The organism is Ursidibacter sp. B-7004-1, assembly GCF_053654055.1.
On record NZ_JBSIUP010000003.1, the window covers coordinates 40,053 to 59,213 of the forward strand.

Sequence of the window (19,161 nt, forward strand, 5' to 3'; positions counted from 1 at the left end):
TTTACTTAAAATAATTTCCGCATTTTACCGACTTTTGCTACCATTCCCCACAACTTTATGAGGAAATATGATGAATCGGCGAGATTTGCTGTTACAAGAGATGAATATTACCCAATGGGTGCTAACCAAACCACAGGTATTAAAGGGCGATGCACAAATTCGCTTAGCTCCACACATTAAATTTGTGGTGGTATGTGAAGAAGATTATCAACACTCTGGGTTATTTCAAGATATTTTGCGAGCTTTGGGTTTAAATACCAACCAATATCAATGGCTTAATATGGAGCAAGCAGTCCGCCTTGCTTTAACTCACTCGCCTTATTTTTGGTTAATTCAGCCTGAACAACAAGCGGCTACTTTTACAAAAAAATTTGCCAATCAAACCGCTTGGCAAAGCTCGTCTTGGCAAAGTCTTCAACTTGCTACAAATAAACGCCAATTTTGGCAACAGATTGAACCATTTACCTTAAATACTGAAAATGACTACAATTAGCCCTATTATTGATAGCGACTTTAGCCGCCTATTTGAGATTGAGCAACAAGCCCATTTAGTACCTTGGAGTAAGGGAACGTTGCTCAATAATCAAGGGGAACGTTATCTTAATTTAAAACTATCTATTGAAAACCAAATTGTTGCCTTTGCGATTTGCCAAAAAGTGCTAGATGAAGCAACATTATTTAACATTGCCGTTGCCCCAGAATTTCAAGGAAAAGGCTACGGAAAAAAATTGCTAGAATCGCTTATTCAACAATTACAACAACGGAACGTACTAACTCTATGGCTTGAAGTGCGAGAATCGAATCAAACGGCTCGCCAACTCTACGATAAATTAGGCTTTAATGAAGTTACCTTACGCAAAAATTACTACCCTACCCCAACAGGTGAGCGAGAGAATGCAGTTGTGATGGCACTTTATCTTTAATCCACCTAATCTACTCAAAGATGATAGAATAAGCGGTCAGATCAAATAATTATTTTACAATGAGACATTTATGAATACCCCAACATTTGAAGAATTAGATTTAAGTCCAGAATTACTCAAAGCATTAGCGAAAAAAGGCTATAACCGCCCAACCAGTATCCAACAACAAACTATTCCAGCCGCTCTCGAAGGTAGAGATGTGTTAGGCTCAGCACCTACGGGGACAGGAAAAACTGCGGCATTTTTACTCCCAGCTATCCAGCACTTACTTGATCATCCTCGTCGTAAACCTGGTCCACCTCGCATTTTAGTTTTAACACCAACACGAGAATTAGCAATGCAAGTGGCAGAACAAACAGAAGAATTGGCTCAATTTACTAATTTGAAAATTACTACTATTACAGGTGGTGTGGCTTATCAAAACCACGGTGAAGTCTTTAATACTAACCAAGATCTTGTGGTGGCAACACCAGGACGTTTATTGCAATATATCAAGGAAGAAAATTTCGACTGCCGTTCTGTTGAAGTGCTAATCTTTGACGAAGCCGACCGAATGCTACAAATGGGATTTGGTCAAGATGCAGAGACTATTGCAGCCGAAACACGTTGGCGTAAATATACTTGGTTATTTTCGGCAACCCTTGAAGGTGAATTATTAGTAGATTTTGCTCAACGAATTTTAACTAATCCACTAGAAATTGATGCTGAACCAAGCCGTAGAGAACGTAAGAAAATCCAACAATGGTATTATCACGCCGATAATCTTGAACATAAAACCAAACTATTGGCTCGTCTAATTGGAAACTTTGAAGTAGAACGTGGGATTGTGTTTGTACGTCGCCGAGAAGCTGTTAGAGAATTAAGTGAAACCTTGCGTAAACGTGGTATTCGCTCGACCTATTTAGAAGGAGAAATGGCACAAACACAACGTAACCAGTCGATTACACGCTTAAAAGAAGGGATTGTTAATATATTGGTAGCCACAGATGTTGCCGCTCGTGGAATAGATATTGATGATGTCGATTTTGTTATTAACTTTGATTTGCCATATAGTGCAGATACCTATTTACACCGTATCGGACGTACTGCACGAGCAGGGAAAAAAGGCTCGGCAGTTTCTTTGGTTGAAGCTCACGATTATAAATTACTTGGCAAAATCCAACGTTATACCGAAGAAGTATTGAAACCTCGTTTGATTGAAGGTTTAGAACCTCGTACTAAAGCCCCCAAAGATGGTGAGATCATTAGTGTAACGAAAAAAGAAAAAGCACGCATTAAGAAGAAAAAAGAAGATAAAAAAGAGGCTGCTAAGAAAAAAGTAAAAGTTCGCCATAAAGATACCAAAAATATTGGTAAACGGAGAAAACCAAGCATAGAATAGGATCAATCTTTTACACTATGATGTATTGTGTAACTCAATATAACACATACATCCTGTGGAAAATATACCTGTTTATTCAGCTTAGTTTGGATAAGTACTTGTCGACGACAATAAACGTATCTTAGCTTACTGCCTGAGTTTACGATGTATTATTACCAAGCTCTTTGACTAAAGTCTATTTAGTCCATCACGCCGTATAGTAGATAAATAATTGTTACCAACTTTTTGTCTACTATACTTTTGTTCTATATGCTGTTTTTAATGGTGGTTTACTTCACTTCTCTAATCATAATTTCTGAAGGAATAACACTACCTTGCCAGTAGAGTTCAGCTGCTACTTTTGATGCTAACTCTGCATAAGCTTGGCTGATTTCGTGATTAGGATCTGCAACGACTGTCGGTGTGCCGTTATCAAGATCTTCACGCAGACGAATATGCAATGGTAATTGACCTAATACTTGCGTTTTATATTTTTCTGCAACACGATTTGCCCCACCTGTACCAAAAATATGTTCGTGATGCCCACAATTTGAACAAATGTGTACACTCATATTCTCAACAATACCTAATACTGGTACAGATACTCGCTCGAACATTGCTATCCCTTTAATCGCATCAAGTAAGGCAATATCTTGTGGAGTAGTAACTACCACAGCACCCGTAACAGGAATTTGCTGAGAAAGCGTTAATTGAATATCCCCCGTACCTGGAGGCATATCAATAACTAGATAATCTAAATCAGGCCACCACGTTTCCTGTAATAACTGGCTTAATGCACTACTTGCCATTGGCCCACGCCAAATAGTCGCATTGTCAGGTTCCATTAGATAGCCGATAGAGTTCGAGTAAATGCCTTGTGCCTCAATCGGTGTGATATGCTTATTATCTGGTGATGTTGGGCGTTGATCTGCCGCACCTAACATATGCGGAACAGATGGACCATAAATATCCGCATCTAAAATCCCAACTCTTGCTCCTTGAGCTTTTAATGCCAAAGCTAAATTTACCGTAGTGGTTGATTTACCTACCCCACCTTTACCTGAAGTTACTGCAATAATATTTTTGACACCATTTACAGCAGGGTGATTGTTAGCACGTTTTAATGTAGCAATTTGATAATTAATTACCCATTTAACTGAGCTTGCATTGGTCGCTTGTTTTAACTTTTCTTCTGTTGCCTGTTTCAGTGCTTCAAACCCACTATTCCAAGCGAATGGCATTGTAAATTCAAGACGTAAAATTCCACCTGCTAATTCTGCTTTTTTAAGTGCATTCAATGCTAACAAATCTTTTTGTAACGTTAAGTGTGTAAATTGTTGAACAATCTCTTTAATTGTATTGAGCTGTTGTTCGGTAAGTTGGTTCATTGTGTATCCTTTTTTTGTCGATATAAATCTTTACTGTAAATCACTTCACTACTGTTATTCATTTTAATCCCTTGAATATCAGGTAATACCGTTACTCTCCGTTGATATTGGAAAAGCGGTAAGATAGCAATATCTTTTTGCAATTCATATACAGTATCCAATATTTTTTGCTCTCTCTCAGCTTGTGATAATGCTTCTGATTGTAAAGATTCCAATGATTGATTTACTCTTTCATTATGATAGCCGCTTTTATTATCGGGACTACTTGAATGAAACATTGTTAAAAAAGAGAGTGGATCTTCATAATCTGCACACCAGCCAGAGCGAATAAGTTGAAATTGTTGTGCATTACGTTTTGCTAATAATTCTTCCCAACTCACTGCTTGTTCATCGATCCTAAAAAGATCTGATTGCCCTAGCCTACGAGCAATGCGAGTTGCTATGGTATTGTGTGGTTTGTGATCATCATAGGTTAAACTAATTTGAATAGGTGATTTCACATCAATATCAATTTGGTGCAAAATTTGCTCTGCACTAAATTTCGGTAATGGACGCTCTGAATTTTCAAGCATTGTTTTGGGTAATACAAAATAATTAGCTATTCCCACACCATTAGCTATTTGAGATGTTGATAACATCGCTTGAATAGCTTGGCGAACTTCCTTTCGTTTCAACATTGGATCGTTAAAGTTAAATTCGTAAAAATAGGTACATAAACGGGGAAGCATTATTTGGTTACGAGTATAACTTGCCAGTGGATTCTCTACGATATCAAAACGGCTAGGGTTTTGAATGGTTGTAATCAGCTGGTATAACACTGTCTGGAAAGCAGTGTCAGACTGCTGCGATTGCAGGGTTAAAGTTGTTTTACTACGCTCTTTTATTCGGTAATCACCATTACTAATAAAGCCATATTCTTCAGGCTTTTGCCCACGATAAGTTGGTAGCAGTGCAATATGAGCCAACATTTTAGGAAAATTTGGATTAGCTTGAACTAATTGGATCTGTAAGGTATGAGAATTGAGTGCTTTAACCCCTAACTCATCACTTACTTTTGTGCCTTGAATAATTTCTTTCGCATTCTCAACGCCCATATAGATCAAATAATGAGCCAACGAAGAGCGATTATTTTTATCCGCAAGACGCTGCCAACTTGCGACAAAATCATCTGCAATGACTGCTTCACCATTCGACCATTTTGCTTGATCATCTAAGATAAAGAGCCAATTTTTATGATCATCACTAAAAAACTCCTTAGCGATTGCAGGAACAACTTCTCCAGCTGAATTAAATCGCATCAAACCGACAAGTAAATCACGAACAGGTGATGCGTCAGCCGTTGCTTTAATTAAATGTGGGTCAAGTTGTAAATGGGCAGAATAAATCGCACGCGTCAATTCAGTGGGGGATTTATCCATTTCTGAAATTGTTAGTTTCGGCTCTGTCTTTTGATCACAAGCCGTTATAAACCCTAAACAAGCGGTTAGTATTGTAAAAAATTTTGCAAATTTCACCGCTTATCTTCCTTTAGTGGTAAAGTTGATCCTAGACTTAATATTCATTATTTTTCTTAGTGAATTGATGTAAGTCCAGGGAATAAGTTGCTTAATCCCGCAACAATAATTTCAATGCCTAACGCCATTAAAATTAGCCCCATAATACGGGTAACAACATTTGAACCCGTCTTTCCTAAACGCTTAACTAATGGAGCAGAAAATCGGAATAAAATATAGCAAATAGCGGCAAATAGAATAATTGCAATACTAAAGCCGACATAATCTACCCACGAATGATAACGAGTACCCCAAACGATCGTAGAACCTATCGCCCCTGGCCCAGCCATAATTGGCATTGCTAATGGTACAACACCAAGATTTTCATACTCCGAAACATCTTCATTTCGTTCTTCTTTATTCTGTTTATGCTCACCCAATTTACCGCTAATCATTGTCATTGCAATACTTACAATCAAAAAGCCACCCGCAACACGGAAAGAATTTAATGAAATACTGAAAGCATCTAAGATCAGCTTACCAAAATAAAGGCTCACTAACAAAATCACGCCCACAGAAATTGAGGTAGTTAAATTTGTTCTATTGCGATCCGCTTCGTACTGATGTGCCGTCATACTGAAAAAGATCGGTAAAGTGCCGAACGGATTTACGATAGCGAATAATCCAATAAAGAATTGCAGATAAATAGCAAAATTAACAACAATTTCCACGAAAATGCCTATTTTGAACGAAAGATATAATTTTCTATTATATAAGCATATAGCAAAATCGCCAAAGAGCTTGCAAAAATTTACAACGAAAAAGAGAAAATAGGTCTATAATCTACCAATTACCTTATTTTTATTTGGGATATCACCTTTTATTCAGGAAATATAAAGAATGCGTTTAGATAAATTTATTGCAGAAAATACGGGATTAACTCGCTCACAAGCAACAAAAGCATTAAGAGCTGGACAAGTTACCGTTAATGGAATTGTTGAGAAAAATAGTGCTTTAAAAATTAGCGAACAAGATGAAATTTGCTTTGATGGAGAAACATTGGAGTGGGTAAGTGAAGGGCAATATTTTATGCTGTATAAACCACAAAACTGTGTCTGTTCTCACGATGATGGCGATTACCCAACTGTCTTTCAATTTTTTGATTACCCATTAACCGCCAAATTACATTGTGCAGGACGTTTAGATGCGGATACCACAGGCTTAGTACTCTTAACTGATGACGGTCAATGGTCGCATCGTATAACATCGCCTAAACATCATTGTGAAAAAACTTATTTAGTTACATTAGCTGATCCTATTGAGCCATTCTATGCCGAACAATTTGCTTCAGGAATTTTATTACGCGGTGAAAAAACATTAACAAAACCCGCGACCTTAGAAATTCTAGATGATTACAACGCCAATTTAACCATCAGCGAAGGTCGTTATCATCAAGTTAAACGAATGTTTGCCGCTTTAGGAAATAAAGTTATCGCTCTACATCGCTGGCGAATTGGTAATATAATTTTAGATCAATCCCTTGAAGAAGGGGAATTTAGGGCTTTAACAGAACAAGAAATAGCGAGTTTTTAATGAATACAACAAGACCAAACGGCTTTTTTGTCGTAATTTTAGGCTTACTCTCAATGCTCCCACCTCTTGCCATTGATATGTATCTGCCATCATTTTTAGATATTGCTCAAGATCTCAATGTTTCTCAAGAGAAAGTCCAAACTACCTTAGCAATTTTTACCTTTGGCTTTGCCATAGGACAACTTTTTTGGGGACCGATTGCAGATAGTTTCGGGCGAAAACCTATTATTCTATTAGGATTATCGGGGGGAGCTGTTGCTTCTTTTTTTCTCACTCAAGTTTCCAACATTGAGAACTTTTACCTATTACGTTTAATTCAAGGTTTATTTGGTGCAGCTCCTGCAGTGGTACTTGGGGCATTAGTACGAGATCTGTTTGACCGTAACCAATTTGCACGAATGATGTCCACGATTATGATTATTACAATGGTTGCCCCATTACTTGCTCCGATTATGGGTGGGCATATCGCCCATTGGTTCCATTGGCACGCTATTTTCTATCTACTAATGGCGATGGGAATTATTTGTGTCTGCCTGTTTGCCATAGGCGTGCCAGAAACCTTAAAAGCTGAAAATAAAATGCCACTAAATTTTGCTAAAGTATTAAAAAACTTTGCAGCACTAATCTCACATAAAGCAACTCTTGGTTATGTTTTAGTGGGTGGTCTTTCCTTTGCAGGAATGTTCTGCTTTCTGACATCAGGTTCACTCGTTTATATCGGTCTATATGGTGTTTCAGCGGAATATTTTGGCTACTTTTTTATGCTAAATATCGGTGTAATGATCGTAATGACCTTTATTAACGGGCGTTTAGTTACTAAAATCGGTTCGGAAAAAATGCTACGAATTGGTTTAACATTACAATTTATAGCTGGAATTTGGTTGGTCATTTCCGCCACATTACAACTAGGTTTATGGTCAATGGCAATTGGTGTTGCTGTTTTTGTCGGAATGGTTTCCACCATAGGTAGTAACGCATCAGCAGCTATTTTAGATCGCTATCCCCAAATGGCAGGAACAGCAAATGCCGTAGCAGGAACAGCTCGTTTTGGTATTGCCTCATTGATTGGTGCAGGGCTATCTCACATTCCATTAAGTACTGAACGACCAATGCTATATATGATGGCAAGTTGTACTTTTGTAGCATTTATTTGCTACTATTTTTTGGCTTGTCGTAATGCTGATTGATAGGATTTTCCTGTTAATATAGCAAATTTATAAATAGCCTTTACTATCTAATCTTCTATAAAGAACCTTATCTAGTAGATAAGGTTCTATTAAATCAGACAAATACAAGATTTTATTCTGCAAATATCTAATATTTATCTATTTATTGCTTATCAAACAGAATAAAAAGAGCCATTTTGATTAAAAATAGCATTTTACTTTCATTTTGAGAGCAGTTATATTCCTTAACATTCAACAAGCGGTTGCTTTTATGAAAACATTTACATTCCGTTACCATTCTAGAATAGGAATATACTCAATCCCCTTCTCTATTAAAATGAGTGATACGGTTTTCAAATAGCATACTGCTTGTTTAGTTTTAATCACATTTTATTACTGAGTTGGAAAAGCTATGAAAAAAACGTTATACGAAAAATTGTTTGATGCCCATATTGTTCACGAAGCACCGGGCGAAACGCCCTTACTCTATATCAACCGCCATTTAGTTCACGAAGTAACATCTCCGCAAGCATTCGATGGGTTAAGAGCAATGGGACGTGAAGTACGCCAACCAACTAAAACCGTTGCAACAATGGATCACAACGTACCAACGGATAGTCGTGATTTAAGCGGTTCTGGTGAAATGGGACGTATTCAAATGGTAGAATTATCTAAAAATACAGACCAATTTGGCATTCAACTCTACGACATTAACCATATTAACCAAGGTATCGTACACGTTATGGGGCCAGAGCAAGGCTTAACCTTACCAGGAATGACCATTGTTTGTGGTGACTCTCATACTGCAACTCACGGTGCTTTCGGTGCATTAGCATTTGGTATTGGAACATCAGAAGTAGAACACGTTCTTGCCACCCAAACCGTTAAACAAGCTCGTGCAAAGAAAATGAAAATTGAAGTGCGTGGTAAAGTTCGTGAAGGTATTACAGCGAAAGATATTGTTCTTGCCATTATCGGTAAAACCACTATGGCAGGTGGTACAGGACACGTTGTGGAATTCTGTGGGGAAGCCATTCGTGATTTATCAATGGAAGGTCGTATGACCGTTTGTAATATGGCTATCGAATTAGGTGCAAAATCAGGCTTAATTGCCCCTGATGAAACCACCTTTGCTTATTTAAAAGATAAACCAAATGCTCCTAAAGGTGAAGACTGGGATAATGCCGTTGCCTACTGGAAAACATTACATACAGACGAAGGGGCAGAATTTGATACCGTTGTTACCTTAGAAGGTAATGAAATTGAACCTCAAATTACTTGGGGGACAAACCCAGGACACGTTATTGGTGTAAACGATGTAATTCCAAACCCTGCTGAAATGAGCGATCCTATTGAGCGCCAATCTGCAGAGAAAGCACTTGCTTATATGGATTTACCACACGGTATCAAATTAACTGATGTTTCTATTGACAAAGTCTTTATTGGCTCTTGTACAAACTCTCGTATTGAAGACCTACGAGCGGCGGCCGCTGTGGCTAAAGGGCGTAAAGTTGCAAATGGAGTACAAGCACTCGTTGTTCCAGGCTCAGGCTTAGTGCGTGAACAAGCAGAAAAAGAAGGCTTAGATAAGATTTTTATTGAAGCAGGGTTTGAATGGCGTCAGCCAGGTTGCTCAATGTGTTTGGCAATGAACCAAGACCGTTTAGCGCCAGGTGAGCGTTGTGCTTCAACCAGTAACCGTAACTTTGAAGGTCGTCAAGGTCGTGGTGGACGCACTCACTTAGTCAGCCCAGCAATGGCTGCTGCTGCAGCGGTATTCGGTAAATTTGTCGATATTCGCAAAGTTGAACTTCACTAATTATTTAATAAATCAATGTTACAAGCGGGCAGATTTTCAAAAAATTTTACTAAAAGTACCGCTTGTAAAACATAAAAAGAGAAAAGGACAGATAAAATGGCAAAAGAATTTAGACAACATACAGGCTTAGCTGTACCACTTGACGCATCAAATGTTGATACTGATGCAATTATTCCAAAACAGTTCTTACAAAAAGTAACTCGTGTCGGCTTTGGAGCACATTTATTCCACGAATGGCGTTTTTTAGATGATGAAGGTAAACAACCCAACCCTGATTTTGTGCTTAACTACCCACGTTATAAAGGTGCGAGTATCTTACTTGCTCGTGAGAATTTTGGCTGTGGCTCTTCTCGTGAACACGCACCTTGGGCATTAGATGATTACGGCATTCGAGCAATTATCGCACCAAGTTTCGCTGATATATTTTATGGTAATAGCTTAAATAACCAAATGTTGCCTATCCGTTTAAGCGAAGAAGAAGTTGATGAGCTGTTCAAATATGTCGTTGCGAATGAAGGCGCTGAAATTACCGTTGATCTTGAAGCACAAATTGTTGTAGCTAACGGCAAAACCTATCCTTTTGAAATTGATAGTTTCCGCCGCCACTGCTTATTAAATGGCTTGGACAACATTGGCTTAACGCTACAACACGAACAGAAAATTGCAGAGTACGAAAATAAAATTCCTGCTTTTTTAAGATAGCTCCATTGCAGTAAATATTTATAACCTAGCGTGTAGGTTTGGATAGAAATTAATCCTAACCTATACCTATTAGATGTTTTTTTATGCAAGTAAATACCTAAAACTAGATTTATAATAACTTTATCTTTATAATCTCGTCCGTTTTTCATTTCATCTATCCCCCCTTAGCTCAGTCGGTTAGAGCAGGCGACTCATAATCGCTTGGTCACTGGTTCAAGTCCGGTAGGGGGGACCATTTTAGAGTTTTTATACGTTCGCAACAGTAAAAAACATCAAGAAAATCAATCAAATATATTCTTTTTTTGTTCGCTTAGGTTCTTATGAGTTCGCTTGTATCCGCTTGTTTATGTAACTAATTGTGTAACTTTTTAAAAGTCGCTTTTTAATTAGTTACATCAAATAGGCTTATTCTTATTTAATACTTAGGAGCAAGCTATGGCTAAAACTGTAAAACCGCTTAATGAATTAAAAATCAAAAATCTAAAACCTAAAGATAAAGAATATTCCCTAGCAGATGGGAATAATCTTTATCTATCTATTTCACCACAGAACGCTAAAGTATGGCGTTTTGTCTATGTTCACCCAATTTCTAAAAAGAGACTGAAGAAAACTTTAGGCACTTTCCCCTTTATGCGACTAGCAGAAGCTAGAGAAATAGCAAGGCATCACAAAACCCTACTTTTAAAAAACATAGATCCCTTTGAATACATCGAGCAGCAGAAGAGGGAGCAAGAACAGAGAGATGAATTATTTTCTGATTTTGCCTACAAATGGGCAGACTGGAAACAAAGCAAGGGGAAATATAATGAGGAGACGAAGAATAAAACACTAAAACGCCTTGAAAATCATTTATTCCCTCGTTTTGTGGATTATAGGCTAAACCAATTCACAATCACGGACACCATAGAGAAATTGCAAGACTTGGAAATAGTAAAGCCTGATACATTGCAAAGAGTTTTGGGGAATTTAATAGAAATTTTAGATTATGCAATGCTATGCGGACGTATTCCACATAATCCAATTACACCCATTAAAAAGGCATTTGCTACCGTTGCAAGTACACACCAGCCAACTATAAAGCCTGAAGAGCTTGCGGAGTTTATGCAGATGTTGCAGAAATCCAACCGTACGCCACAAATTAAGCTTTTGATTGAATGGCAGTTAGTAACAATGCTACGCCCTTTTGAAGCATCGGCGGTTCAGTGGAGTGATATAGATTGGGAAAATAAGATTTTATCTATTCCAGCGGAGAGAATGAAAGGCGGAAAGCGTGGGCATTGTGTACCCTTATCTTCTCAAGCCTTGCAAATTTTAGAAGAAATAAGGCTATTTAATGGAAGCTATAAGCACGTTTTTGTAGGGCGTAATGACCGAAGCAAACCAACCAACAGCCAAACGGTAAATAATGCAATCAAACGGATAGAGCAAGGCAAGTATAGCGGAATTTTAACCGCTCACGGCTTGCGGAGTATTGCAAGCACTTATTTGAATGAACGTTTTACAGAAGAGCCGTTTGTTATTGAGGCTTGTTTGTCACACGTTGGAGCGGATACCGTTAGAAATGCTTATTTTAGGGGGAGTTATTTAGAAAGAAGGCGTGCCATTATGCAGGCTTGGGGCGATTATGTAGAACAATGCAAGAAGGCTAAATAATTATGGGAGCGGTAGGGATACCGCTTTTTATTTGCTTTAGTCTTTTGTTCTTCCCAGCTTATTGTCTCAAATAGTGCAATGGGCTTATATAAAAAACTTTATTATATGCTTAATTGTTAGACACTCTCACCGCTTGTAAATCGCTCGCTACCTCGCCTCGCCCGCACATACTTAACCTATAGATTTTTACGCATTGCATAAAAAGCCTCAAGCCTTGCCCTATATAAGCCCTTTCCACACATTCACCCCCTCAATTTTTACGCATTTATACGCACGATTACGCAAATTTCTACCCCTAAAACTGCCCTCTTTTTCTGATTACTGAAAGAAGCACGACAGAACCGCCCAAATTTTGCAAAAAATCGCCCAAATCTCACCGCTTACAGACTTGAGCCAATCAGCCCAAACCGCCCCAAATTGTGAAAAAAACTACCACACCCCGAACAAATAGCCAATTTTTTATAAATTAGTAACATTGCTTGCAACTGCTTGACACCGCAAGCAAGAGAAATTTTTCAGGAGTAAGCCACAAATGGAGAAAACCGCCCAAAGAGAACGATTTATCAAAATTGATGAAGTGATCCGCCTAACTTCTCTTTCAGATAGCACAATATATAGAAAAATGAAGGCTGGCGAATTCCCGCAAAACATCAGCATAAGCACAAATTCCAAAGTATGGCTAGAGAGTGAAATTCAGCACTGGATAGCCGAACAAATTCACAAAAACCGCAACCAATAAGGGCAAGCTATGAACCAGCTAGAGCAACAATTTAAACAAGAGAAAGCCGATTTTGAGAAAGAAACGGCAAAATTCACCGATTTAAAAGCCGAGAAAGAAAAAACAGAAAAAATCATCTCGGCATTTAAAAACGAGCTACAAGAAGCAATTTCAAAGGTTGAAAAAGGCTTAATTGCAAGCGGGGAAATTAGCGAAGACGAATATATAGAGCTACGCAACCAAACTACAGGATTAAAAGCCCGTATTGAATACCAGCAAGCAAAATTAGAAGATTTACAAGAGAAAATATATCAGCAAGCCGAAGTTATTCGCTCTAAACGTGGGGAAGTTATTTTTACACGGCAAGCGATTTTTGCACAAAATATTGATGCAGATTTTAAAAAATGGCTTGAAGAAAATAAAAGCGTACTTGATGATTTTTTCACTCGTTTTTATTATAGTGGGAAATTTTCAGCAACGGGCAGTTCTTGGAATGAAGATTATATTGGGGTAGAAGAATATGTAATGAAGCATATTATTTCAAAAATATCATCATCTATTTCTGAAAATTATCAAATTGATGAAAAATTACATATTCCAGACCCAACACGAAATTTTACATTTAAAACGCCAGGGCAAATTCACAAAGAAAAATTTGATAAAACTGCAAAAGGTTTTGACAAATTATTAAATAACTTATAACAAGGAAAAAGAAATGGAACTATTAACATCACAAAAATTTAAAAAATACCTTGAGACTTTTTCTAATTCTTTATGTTTAGATAACTATGGGGAAGTAAAAATAATAAACCTAAATGAAGAACTAGAAAATAACTTCTTCACCAACATAAAAAATAATAGCTTTTTAGGTTTAATCAACGTATTCAAATCACGCCTAGAACGTGGGAATTGCTTAGGCTTAAATATCCCAATTCCAAGCACCACAAACACAGACCAACAAGAAAGAAGCGTAAACCCGAGCTTTATCGCCCCCTTTCAAGAATTTGAATGCAGCCAACTGAATTTAGACACCTATATAAGCTATGCAAAATTAGACGCATTTACCCAGCTTGAAGAAGTCGATTTTAATCAAGCGTTAGATGCTTATTTAGAACAGCAACATTTAACGGCGTTATTGATTGCTGGCTGGAATGGCAAGCAGAAAGCAGGCACTTCAGACCCGACAACCCACAAACTAGGGGAAGATACCACAAAAGGCTGGCTACAACGCATTCGAGAGAATGCACAAGATAAAGTGATCGCCGAAGAGCAAAGCTACACAAGCAAAAAAGCACTAATCAAAACCGCTTTAGCGAAAATTGAAGAGCCATTCAAAAGCAAAGGGAACTTAGTCGCTATTTGTGGGCGAGATATTTTTAGCGATGAAGATTTAGCCATTACAAGCCAAGATCTTACCGATAACAATCAAATGCTCATTGCACAAAAAACAATAGGCGGATTAAAAGCGATTTATTGCCCTTATTTCCCAGCAAACGCCCTTTTAATTACAAGCCTTGATAATATCTCGCTCTATGTACAAACAGGCACAATCAGAAAGTTTTTAGAGCAAAACCCAGCGAAAGACAGGCTAGAAATTTACAACTCAATGAGCGTAGATTTTATTATTGAAGACTATCGAGCCGTTGCACTGATTGAAAACGCCACCATTAACGAAAACAAGGAATAAAAAATGCCAGATGCACTAGAAAAGTTAAGGCCCATATTCAATAGAATGAAAAAATGCACCAATGAAGATCAAGTGATAGATATTCTTAGAGAATATGTAGAAGAAGGCGAGTTAGGTAAAGATGAATGTTTTATTTTAGGCTGGCTTTATACTCAAGAAGAACGGCAAAACAACAAAAACAAGCACACAAAGCGAACAAATCAAAAAGGCTTTGTAATGAATTACTAACCCACCCAAGCCCCGAACAAAAAGGGGCTTTTTTATTCCCTAGCGTTCTCAAAAACACTAAAATAAACCACGAGAGCCAACACAAAAAAGGGAAAAACTATGAACAAAAAAACAAGCCTACCGCCTCGCAAGTGGTACACCCTAGAACAAGCAAGCGAAAGATTGAGCAACGAAACAGGCTCAAAAGTATCAGTAGATTACCTTATTCACGCTTTATTTAAAGGGGCTTTTTTACCCTATATTCACGTTGATTATAAAATAAATAATTATATTTCATTTAATGGTAAATATAGAGTAGATCTTAGTGATGGTTATAATGTATTGATTGAAGATATTCATTCAACAGTAGAGCTAAATTATAAAGATGTAAAGATGATGTATGATTGTTGTAATTTAGCTATTCAAGGGGTAGATTACAAAAATAATAATTTAGATAAATGGCTTATTCCATACGTTGAAAACCTTATAGAAAAAATGACTAATGAATATGGGGAAGTAAACGACAGAGCGATTTATTCATTTTTCAAAAAATACAAAAAAAGAATTTTTGGAATAAATGGATTATTAGCATTAAAAATAGAATGTTTATATAATGGTTCTTCTTTAATTAGTGAAGAATTTGAACTATTAAATAACGGATTAAGAATTAAAGAACAAGATTTACTTTCACCGCCTATAATTGGCTTAAATGGGAAAGGGATTTTTCTTAGATTGAAAGTAGAAAATGAATTCTATATTTCAGCTAAAGATTTAATTATTGTTCACGATGACCTTTTAAGGGTAAAAAATAACTTTAGAGCCAATTTACAAGGCTTTGCAGAATTTGCAGATGAACAGGGAATTTTGCCCGACAACATACCCCCGTATTTTTTAGATTGGGAAGAGCAAGAGAACAGAGAAGAAAACGAACAAAAAACAATCGAAAAAACAGCCCCAAGAATGGAAAATTACGAAACTAAAAACCCTATTCAATATGGCAAAGAATACACCAAAAAACTAGTAATAGAGAGCTGCTTAGCAACTAGAAAAGAATTTCCAACCGCAGGCAAAAACACCATAGTAAAAGCCGTTTTAAGTAAAATCAGTAATGATCCCAAAATGAAAGGGCTAAAATTACAGAGTGAACGAACCTACACAAACATACTAGATAAAATGGGAATAGAATTTCCAGATGAGAAAGGAAAGACTATCGAAATTTCCAAAGTGATAATAGTAAAACCTTAAAAAACAATAGCTTGAGAATGGTAAAAATTTTTCCATTCTCAATTTTTTTTACAATTTCCAAACTTAACCACCTACCCCAAAATCACCCCTGCGAACCAAACGAACGCAAGCGAACAATTTTTACAGCTTGCGAACGTATAAAAACCTAATTTAACAAAACAAGGGGAGATTATGGAGCAAACCGCACCATCACCACAGCTACTAAGCATTAAAGACTTGATAGCACTGCTCAACCTTTCAAAAACAACGATTTACGACTTATTAAAAAAAGGCAAATTCCCAAAGCCATTTATTCAAAAAAATAGATGCACTCGCTGGAAAGCTGAAGACGTAAACAAATGGCTAACACAACAGGAGATCAACTAATGGCACTTGAAATCAGATGCCCGTTTTGTGGTGGTAAATGCAACATCAGAACCAGCGAACGCCCCACGCTCTTAACCGTACAGGCAAAAATCTATTGTCAAAATTGTGGCACATTGCAAGCCGATTTTGTCGGACAGCTCACCAACGTCAAACGAGCCTTATTTATTGATTGCAACGAGGCGGAACGCTGGAGCAAAACCGAGAAGGAGCAAATACAAGAAGACGGCAAACGCCCACTAACCAACGATGAGAGAATAGCCCAATTTAGAGCAGGCAAAGAACAGCCCGATTTATTCCACAGTGAAGAAACTATCCCAAAGCACTAACACCGCTAGAGCGTAAAGAAAGACGGCAAGCGGTGGCAAGGCAATGAAATTCTTCATCAAACTAATTACAAACTTCAGACTAGGGGGAAAAATGAGCGAACAAGGAGCAGATGCGGCAGGAATGGAGCTATACAAAGGCATAAAATTCTTTCTAACATCGGTAGGAATAGGCGGAGGATTAGCGTTGCTATTTTGGAAACTGCCATCACTCGCCGAATTTATTTTAGCCTTGAAGCAATAAGCCAATACAAAGGGAAAATAACGCCAATTTATTAGCTAATTAAGTGTATCTACGCTTCTCAAATAAAAAATGCAGGGTAATAACTCGCTAGATTTTGCGTAGATGCACCATAAAAAAAACGCTTGCAAAATTGAGAGCCTTGCAAGCGGTTTTAAATCAGTTTATTTACTCAAATTAAAGGATTAAAGAAACTATGAAAACTTTATTTCGAAAACAGAAACAATCTACGCCATTTTTTGCTAAAATGCAACAAATTTCCAGATTGTTATTGACAACCCGAAACAATTCGCCGTATGCTTGCCACGCTTTCGCAAAATCGAGAGCCGAGTGTGGAAACTCGAATAGATACACGGCGAATAATAGCACGCCTTCAACCCGTGCTTTTTTTATTCGTTGCTCACGCACACCTAAAGAACGCTATATTTTAGCGTGTTCATCAATGGTAGCGTGTAGCGGGCAAGGCTTAGCCCTTGACTGTGTTCCGTGTATCGCAGTTTTCCACCCCGTTACACGCTATCGCCCTACATTGTGGAAAATGTTAGCGATAGCCCCAATAAACTTTTACACGGAGCTATCAGCAATGAAACCATTATTTGCTTATACTTTTTCTTGTGTGCTACGCAACACAGACACCTACACACCGCAAACCGTCCGAGTTATCGCCCACAGCGAAACAGACGCACGCCTACAACTCACAGCAGACTACCGCCTAGAGCTTAATCGCCCAGTTGCAAAAGTCCGACTAAATCCAACCGCTTACACCACTCAAGCAACACAAGGGGGCGTTTATGCGTAATCTATCCCAAGAAATCCAAACCCTAAAAGCCGAGCTAGAAAGCCTTTTAGACGATATGCAATTTTGTGAAGAGATGATGAGCAAGGGCAACAACAAATTAGCCCAAAAAATGCTTGATTGTGTTTATTCATCAATGAAAAACACCGCAAACACTCACGAACTACGCCAAACAATGCAAGGGGGGAGAGATGAATAATTACTATTTAGCAGCCACCGCCGTTTTACTCGTGAAAAATAAACCGCTAGTAAATCATATTTCTGTATTTAGAACGGAACAAAAAGCCCACAATTTCGCAAAAGCATTAGCCGAAAAAATAGAAGAAGGTTCAGTTTTTGTAATGCGAGCGACTACAAAAGAACTGTATTTAACTATTCTTCACCATAAAACACAAGGCGACATCATTGTAGGCGTAGGCAGCAAAGCAACAGCCGAAGAGCTAAAAGCCGAGCATAAAGGGCATTTCCCACAGTACGCTTTTAGTGTAAGACCATTCCAAGAAACAGATTTTATAGAAAAAACGGGGGCGTTCTATGCATAACCAAACACAAACAGAAAACCAAACAGAACGCCAAGACTATCATAAACCAATCCCTGCCCTTGATGATTGTTGCGGATATGAAAGCCTAACCGTAATAGAGCAAACCGAAAATAGAGAATTTACCGACCAAGAAAGATTTTTCTTTTTTGGCGTAAACCTTGAAATTTCTCGAACAATCCCTTTTATTTACGATTGCATACGAGAACAAGCCCCAAGCTGGCAAGCCTTGAATGCTGGCATTGAAGCAATGATAGAGCTACACAAAGCCTACAATCGCCACATAGAGGAGCAATTTAGCCGTTTTGAGCGTGATATTTTGAAAGGGGGCGATGTATGCAAAAGCTAATAGAGAACCTTGTGAAAGCCTTTAAAGACGAATTGAGAACCTTAATAGCGGAAGAGTTAGATAAGCGATTAAACGCCACTAGCTCACTACAAGCAAGCCAATTTCAAGAAATGCCAAAGCCTGATTTTAAATTTATCAGCATTCAAGAAGTGATTGAGCGTTTTGGCGTAAGCCGTGCAACGATTGATCGTTGGTTGCGTCCTGATTCGGGCTGCCATATCCCTGATTTTCCGAAGAAAATCAAACAAGGATCACTAACCTTTTTTATGGAAAGTGAAATAAATGCGTATATGAAAAAACAGTTAGAACAACGCGAACAAGGGGGCGAACAATGCTAACACACCGTATAAATTTACCAGACGGCACAGAAATCGAATTTTTTGCAAGCGATGAGGCAACATTCCAAGCTCAATTCGGCAATTTTACCCCGTTTGAGCAGATGAAATCTTTCGCCGATTTTCAACGCTACCAGCAACAGCAAGGGAAAAAGCACCGAGCCAATAAAACGGCTAAACAGGCACGCAAACGCCAAAAAATAGCGAGAAGAAAACACCGCTAACGAGCTAAAAATACGGGCGATAAATTCGCCCGTT

25 protein-coding genes and 1 tRNA gene are annotated in these 19,161 nt (G+C 37.9%); 23 read left to right on the plus strand and 3 right to left on the minus strand.

Annotated features, from left to right (window positions below):
- Positions 1–70 precede the first annotated feature (70 nt).
- From ACWIW0_RS01655 to srmB, 3 genes are all read left to right on the plus strand, one after another.
- On the plus strand, positions 71–493 hold the full coding sequence (locus ACWIW0_RS01655) for a DNA polymerase III subunit psi (protein WP_454452008.1): 423 nt from the start codon (positions 71–73) through the stop codon (positions 491–493).
- A complete protein-coding gene (gene rimI, locus ACWIW0_RS01660; protein ID WP_454451935.1) occupies positions 480–923 on the plus strand; it encodes a ribosomal protein S18-alanine N-acetyltransferase in 444 nt (147 codons plus the stop codon). The genes ACWIW0_RS01655 and rimI overlap by 14 nt, the downstream gene beginning before the upstream one ends.
- Before the next feature lie 70 nt (positions 924–993).
- A complete protein-coding gene (srmB, locus tag ACWIW0_RS01665) occupies positions 994–2,304 on the plus strand; it encodes an ATP-dependent RNA helicase SrmB (RefSeq protein WP_454451936.1) in 1,311 nt (436 codons plus the stop codon).
- Between the two features lie 269 nt (positions 2,305–2,573).
- Here srmB and apbC read toward each other — a convergent pair whose 3' ends face one another.
- The 3 genes from apbC to ACWIW0_RS01680 are packed head-to-tail and all read right to left on the minus strand — an operon-like array spanning position 2,574 to position 5,895.
- The gene (gene apbC / locus ACWIW0_RS01670; protein ID WP_454451937.1) at positions 2,574–3,671 is read right to left on the minus strand and encodes an iron-sulfur cluster carrier protein ApbC; all 1,098 of its coding nucleotides are present in this window, start codon (positions 3,669–3,671) and stop codon (positions 2,574–2,576) included.
- Entirely contained in the window at positions 3,668–5,185 is a 1,518-nt protein-coding gene (locus ACWIW0_RS01675; protein ID WP_454451938.1) for a peptide ABC transporter substrate-binding protein, read from the minus strand. Before ACWIW0_RS01675 ends, apbC begins: the two co-directional genes overlap by 4 nt.
- A gap of 56 nt (positions 5,186–5,241) precedes the next feature.
- Complete coding sequence (locus tag ACWIW0_RS01680) at positions 5,242–5,895, minus strand: YchE family NAAT transporter (protein ID WP_454451939.1); 654 nt, start codon at positions 5,893–5,895, stop codon at positions 5,242–5,244.
- Between the two features lie 169 nt (positions 5,896–6,064).
- On the opposite strand from ACWIW0_RS01680, the gene rsuA reads away from it, so the two are divergent.
- The 20 genes from rsuA to ACWIW0_RS01780 all read left to right on the plus strand — a co-directional run bounded on the left by rsuA (position 6,065) and on the right by ACWIW0_RS01780 (position 19,127).
- A complete protein-coding gene (rsuA, locus tag ACWIW0_RS01685; RefSeq protein ID WP_454451940.1) occupies positions 6,065–6,757 on the plus strand; it encodes a 16S rRNA pseudouridine(516) synthase RsuA in 693 nt (230 codons plus the stop codon).
- Positions 6,757–7,944 (plus strand): Bcr/CflA family multidrug efflux MFS transporter, encoded by a 1,188-nt coding sequence (locus tag ACWIW0_RS01690; protein ID WP_454451941.1) that lies wholly within the window; start codon positions 6,757–6,759, stop codon positions 7,942–7,944. Before rsuA ends, ACWIW0_RS01690 begins: the two co-directional genes overlap by 1 nt.
- A gap of 391 nt (positions 7,945–8,335) precedes the next feature.
- Positions 8,336–9,742 (plus strand): 3-isopropylmalate dehydratase large subunit, encoded by a 1,407-nt coding sequence (leuC, locus tag ACWIW0_RS01695; RefSeq protein ID WP_454451942.1) that lies wholly within the window; start codon positions 8,336–8,338, stop codon positions 9,740–9,742.
- A gap of 96 nt (positions 9,743–9,838) precedes the next feature.
- Positions 9,839–10,444: a 3-isopropylmalate dehydratase small subunit gene (leuD, locus tag ACWIW0_RS01700; RefSeq protein ID WP_454451943.1), complete on the plus strand. Its 606-nt coding sequence runs from the start codon at positions 9,839–9,841 to the stop codon at positions 10,442–10,444.
- Positions 10,445–10,602: 158 nt separating this feature from the next.
- Positions 10,603–10,679, plus strand: a tRNA-Ile gene (locus ACWIW0_RS01705).
- Between the two features lie 200 nt (positions 10,680–10,879).
- Positions 10,880–12,097 carry a tyrosine-type recombinase/integrase gene (locus tag ACWIW0_RS01710; protein ID WP_454451944.1) on the plus strand — a complete coding sequence of 406 codons (1,218 nt, stop codon included), beginning with the start codon at positions 10,880–10,882 and terminating at the stop codon, positions 12,095–12,097.
- Positions 12,098–12,629: 532 nt separating this feature from the next.
- A complete protein-coding gene (locus ACWIW0_RS01715; protein ID WP_454451945.1) occupies positions 12,630–12,836 on the plus strand; it encodes a helix-turn-helix transcriptional regulator in 207 nt (68 codons plus the stop codon).
- Between the two features lie 9 nt (positions 12,837–12,845).
- Positions 12,846–13,517 carry a hypothetical protein gene (locus ACWIW0_RS01720; protein ID WP_454451946.1) on the plus strand — a complete coding sequence of 224 codons (672 nt, stop codon included), beginning with the start codon at positions 12,846–12,848 and terminating at the stop codon, positions 13,515–13,517.
- A gap of 13 nt (positions 13,518–13,530) precedes the next feature.
- Positions 13,531–14,502 carry a P2 family phage major capsid protein gene (locus ACWIW0_RS01725; RefSeq protein ID WP_454451947.1) on the plus strand — a complete coding sequence of 324 codons (972 nt, stop codon included), beginning with the start codon at positions 13,531–13,533 and terminating at the stop codon, positions 14,500–14,502.
- Between the two features lie 3 nt (positions 14,503–14,505).
- Positions 14,506–14,730: a hypothetical protein gene (locus tag ACWIW0_RS01730; protein ID WP_454451948.1), complete on the plus strand. Its 225-nt coding sequence runs from the start codon at positions 14,506–14,508 to the stop codon at positions 14,728–14,730.
- 99 nt (positions 14,731–14,829) lie between these two features.
- Complete coding sequence (locus ACWIW0_RS01735; RefSeq protein ID WP_454451949.1) at positions 14,830–15,954, plus strand: hypothetical protein; 1,125 nt, start codon at positions 14,830–14,832, stop codon at positions 15,952–15,954.
- Between the two features lie 171 nt (positions 15,955–16,125).
- Entirely contained in the window at positions 16,126–16,320 is a 195-nt protein-coding gene (locus ACWIW0_RS01740) for a helix-turn-helix transcriptional regulator (protein ID WP_157395552.1), read from the plus strand.
- Entirely contained in the window at positions 16,293–16,646 is a 354-nt protein-coding gene (locus ACWIW0_RS01745) for a transcriptional regulator (protein WP_454451950.1), read from the plus strand. The genes ACWIW0_RS01740 and ACWIW0_RS01745 overlap by 28 nt, the downstream gene beginning before the upstream one ends.
- Positions 16,647–16,737: 91 nt before the next feature.
- The gene (locus ACWIW0_RS01750; protein ID WP_454451951.1) at positions 16,738–16,887 is read left to right on the plus strand and encodes a hypothetical protein; all 150 of its coding nucleotides are present in this window, start codon (positions 16,738–16,740) and stop codon (positions 16,885–16,887) included.
- Between the two features lie 193 nt (positions 16,888–17,080).
- Positions 17,081–17,683, plus strand: a complete 603-nt coding sequence (locus ACWIW0_RS01755) for a host cell division inhibitor Icd-like protein (protein ID WP_454451952.1) — start codon at positions 17,081–17,083, stop codon at positions 17,681–17,683.
- A complete protein-coding gene (locus ACWIW0_RS01760) occupies positions 17,676–17,879 on the plus strand; it encodes a hypothetical protein (RefSeq protein ID WP_454451953.1) in 204 nt (67 codons plus the stop codon). The genes ACWIW0_RS01755 and ACWIW0_RS01760 overlap by 8 nt, the downstream gene beginning before the upstream one ends.
- Positions 17,872–18,222 carry a hypothetical protein gene (locus tag ACWIW0_RS01765; RefSeq protein ID WP_454451954.1) on the plus strand — a complete coding sequence of 117 codons (351 nt, stop codon included), beginning with the start codon at positions 17,872–17,874 and terminating at the stop codon, positions 18,220–18,222. Before ACWIW0_RS01760 ends, ACWIW0_RS01765 begins: the two co-directional genes overlap by 8 nt.
- Positions 18,215–18,568: a hypothetical protein gene (locus ACWIW0_RS01770; RefSeq protein WP_454451955.1), complete on the plus strand. Its 354-nt coding sequence runs from the start codon at positions 18,215–18,217 to the stop codon at positions 18,566–18,568. The genes ACWIW0_RS01765 and ACWIW0_RS01770 overlap by 8 nt, the downstream gene beginning before the upstream one ends.
- The gene (locus ACWIW0_RS01775; protein ID WP_454451956.1) at positions 18,556–18,906 is read left to right on the plus strand and encodes a helix-turn-helix transcriptional regulator; all 351 of its coding nucleotides are present in this window, start codon (positions 18,556–18,558) and stop codon (positions 18,904–18,906) included. The genes ACWIW0_RS01770 and ACWIW0_RS01775 overlap by 13 nt, the downstream gene beginning before the upstream one ends.
- On the plus strand, positions 18,900–19,127 hold the full coding sequence (locus tag ACWIW0_RS01780) for a hypothetical protein (protein ID WP_454451957.1): 228 nt from the start codon (positions 18,900–18,902) through the stop codon (positions 19,125–19,127). Before ACWIW0_RS01775 ends, ACWIW0_RS01780 begins: the two co-directional genes overlap by 7 nt.
- Positions 19,128–19,161: the final 34 nt, after the last annotated feature.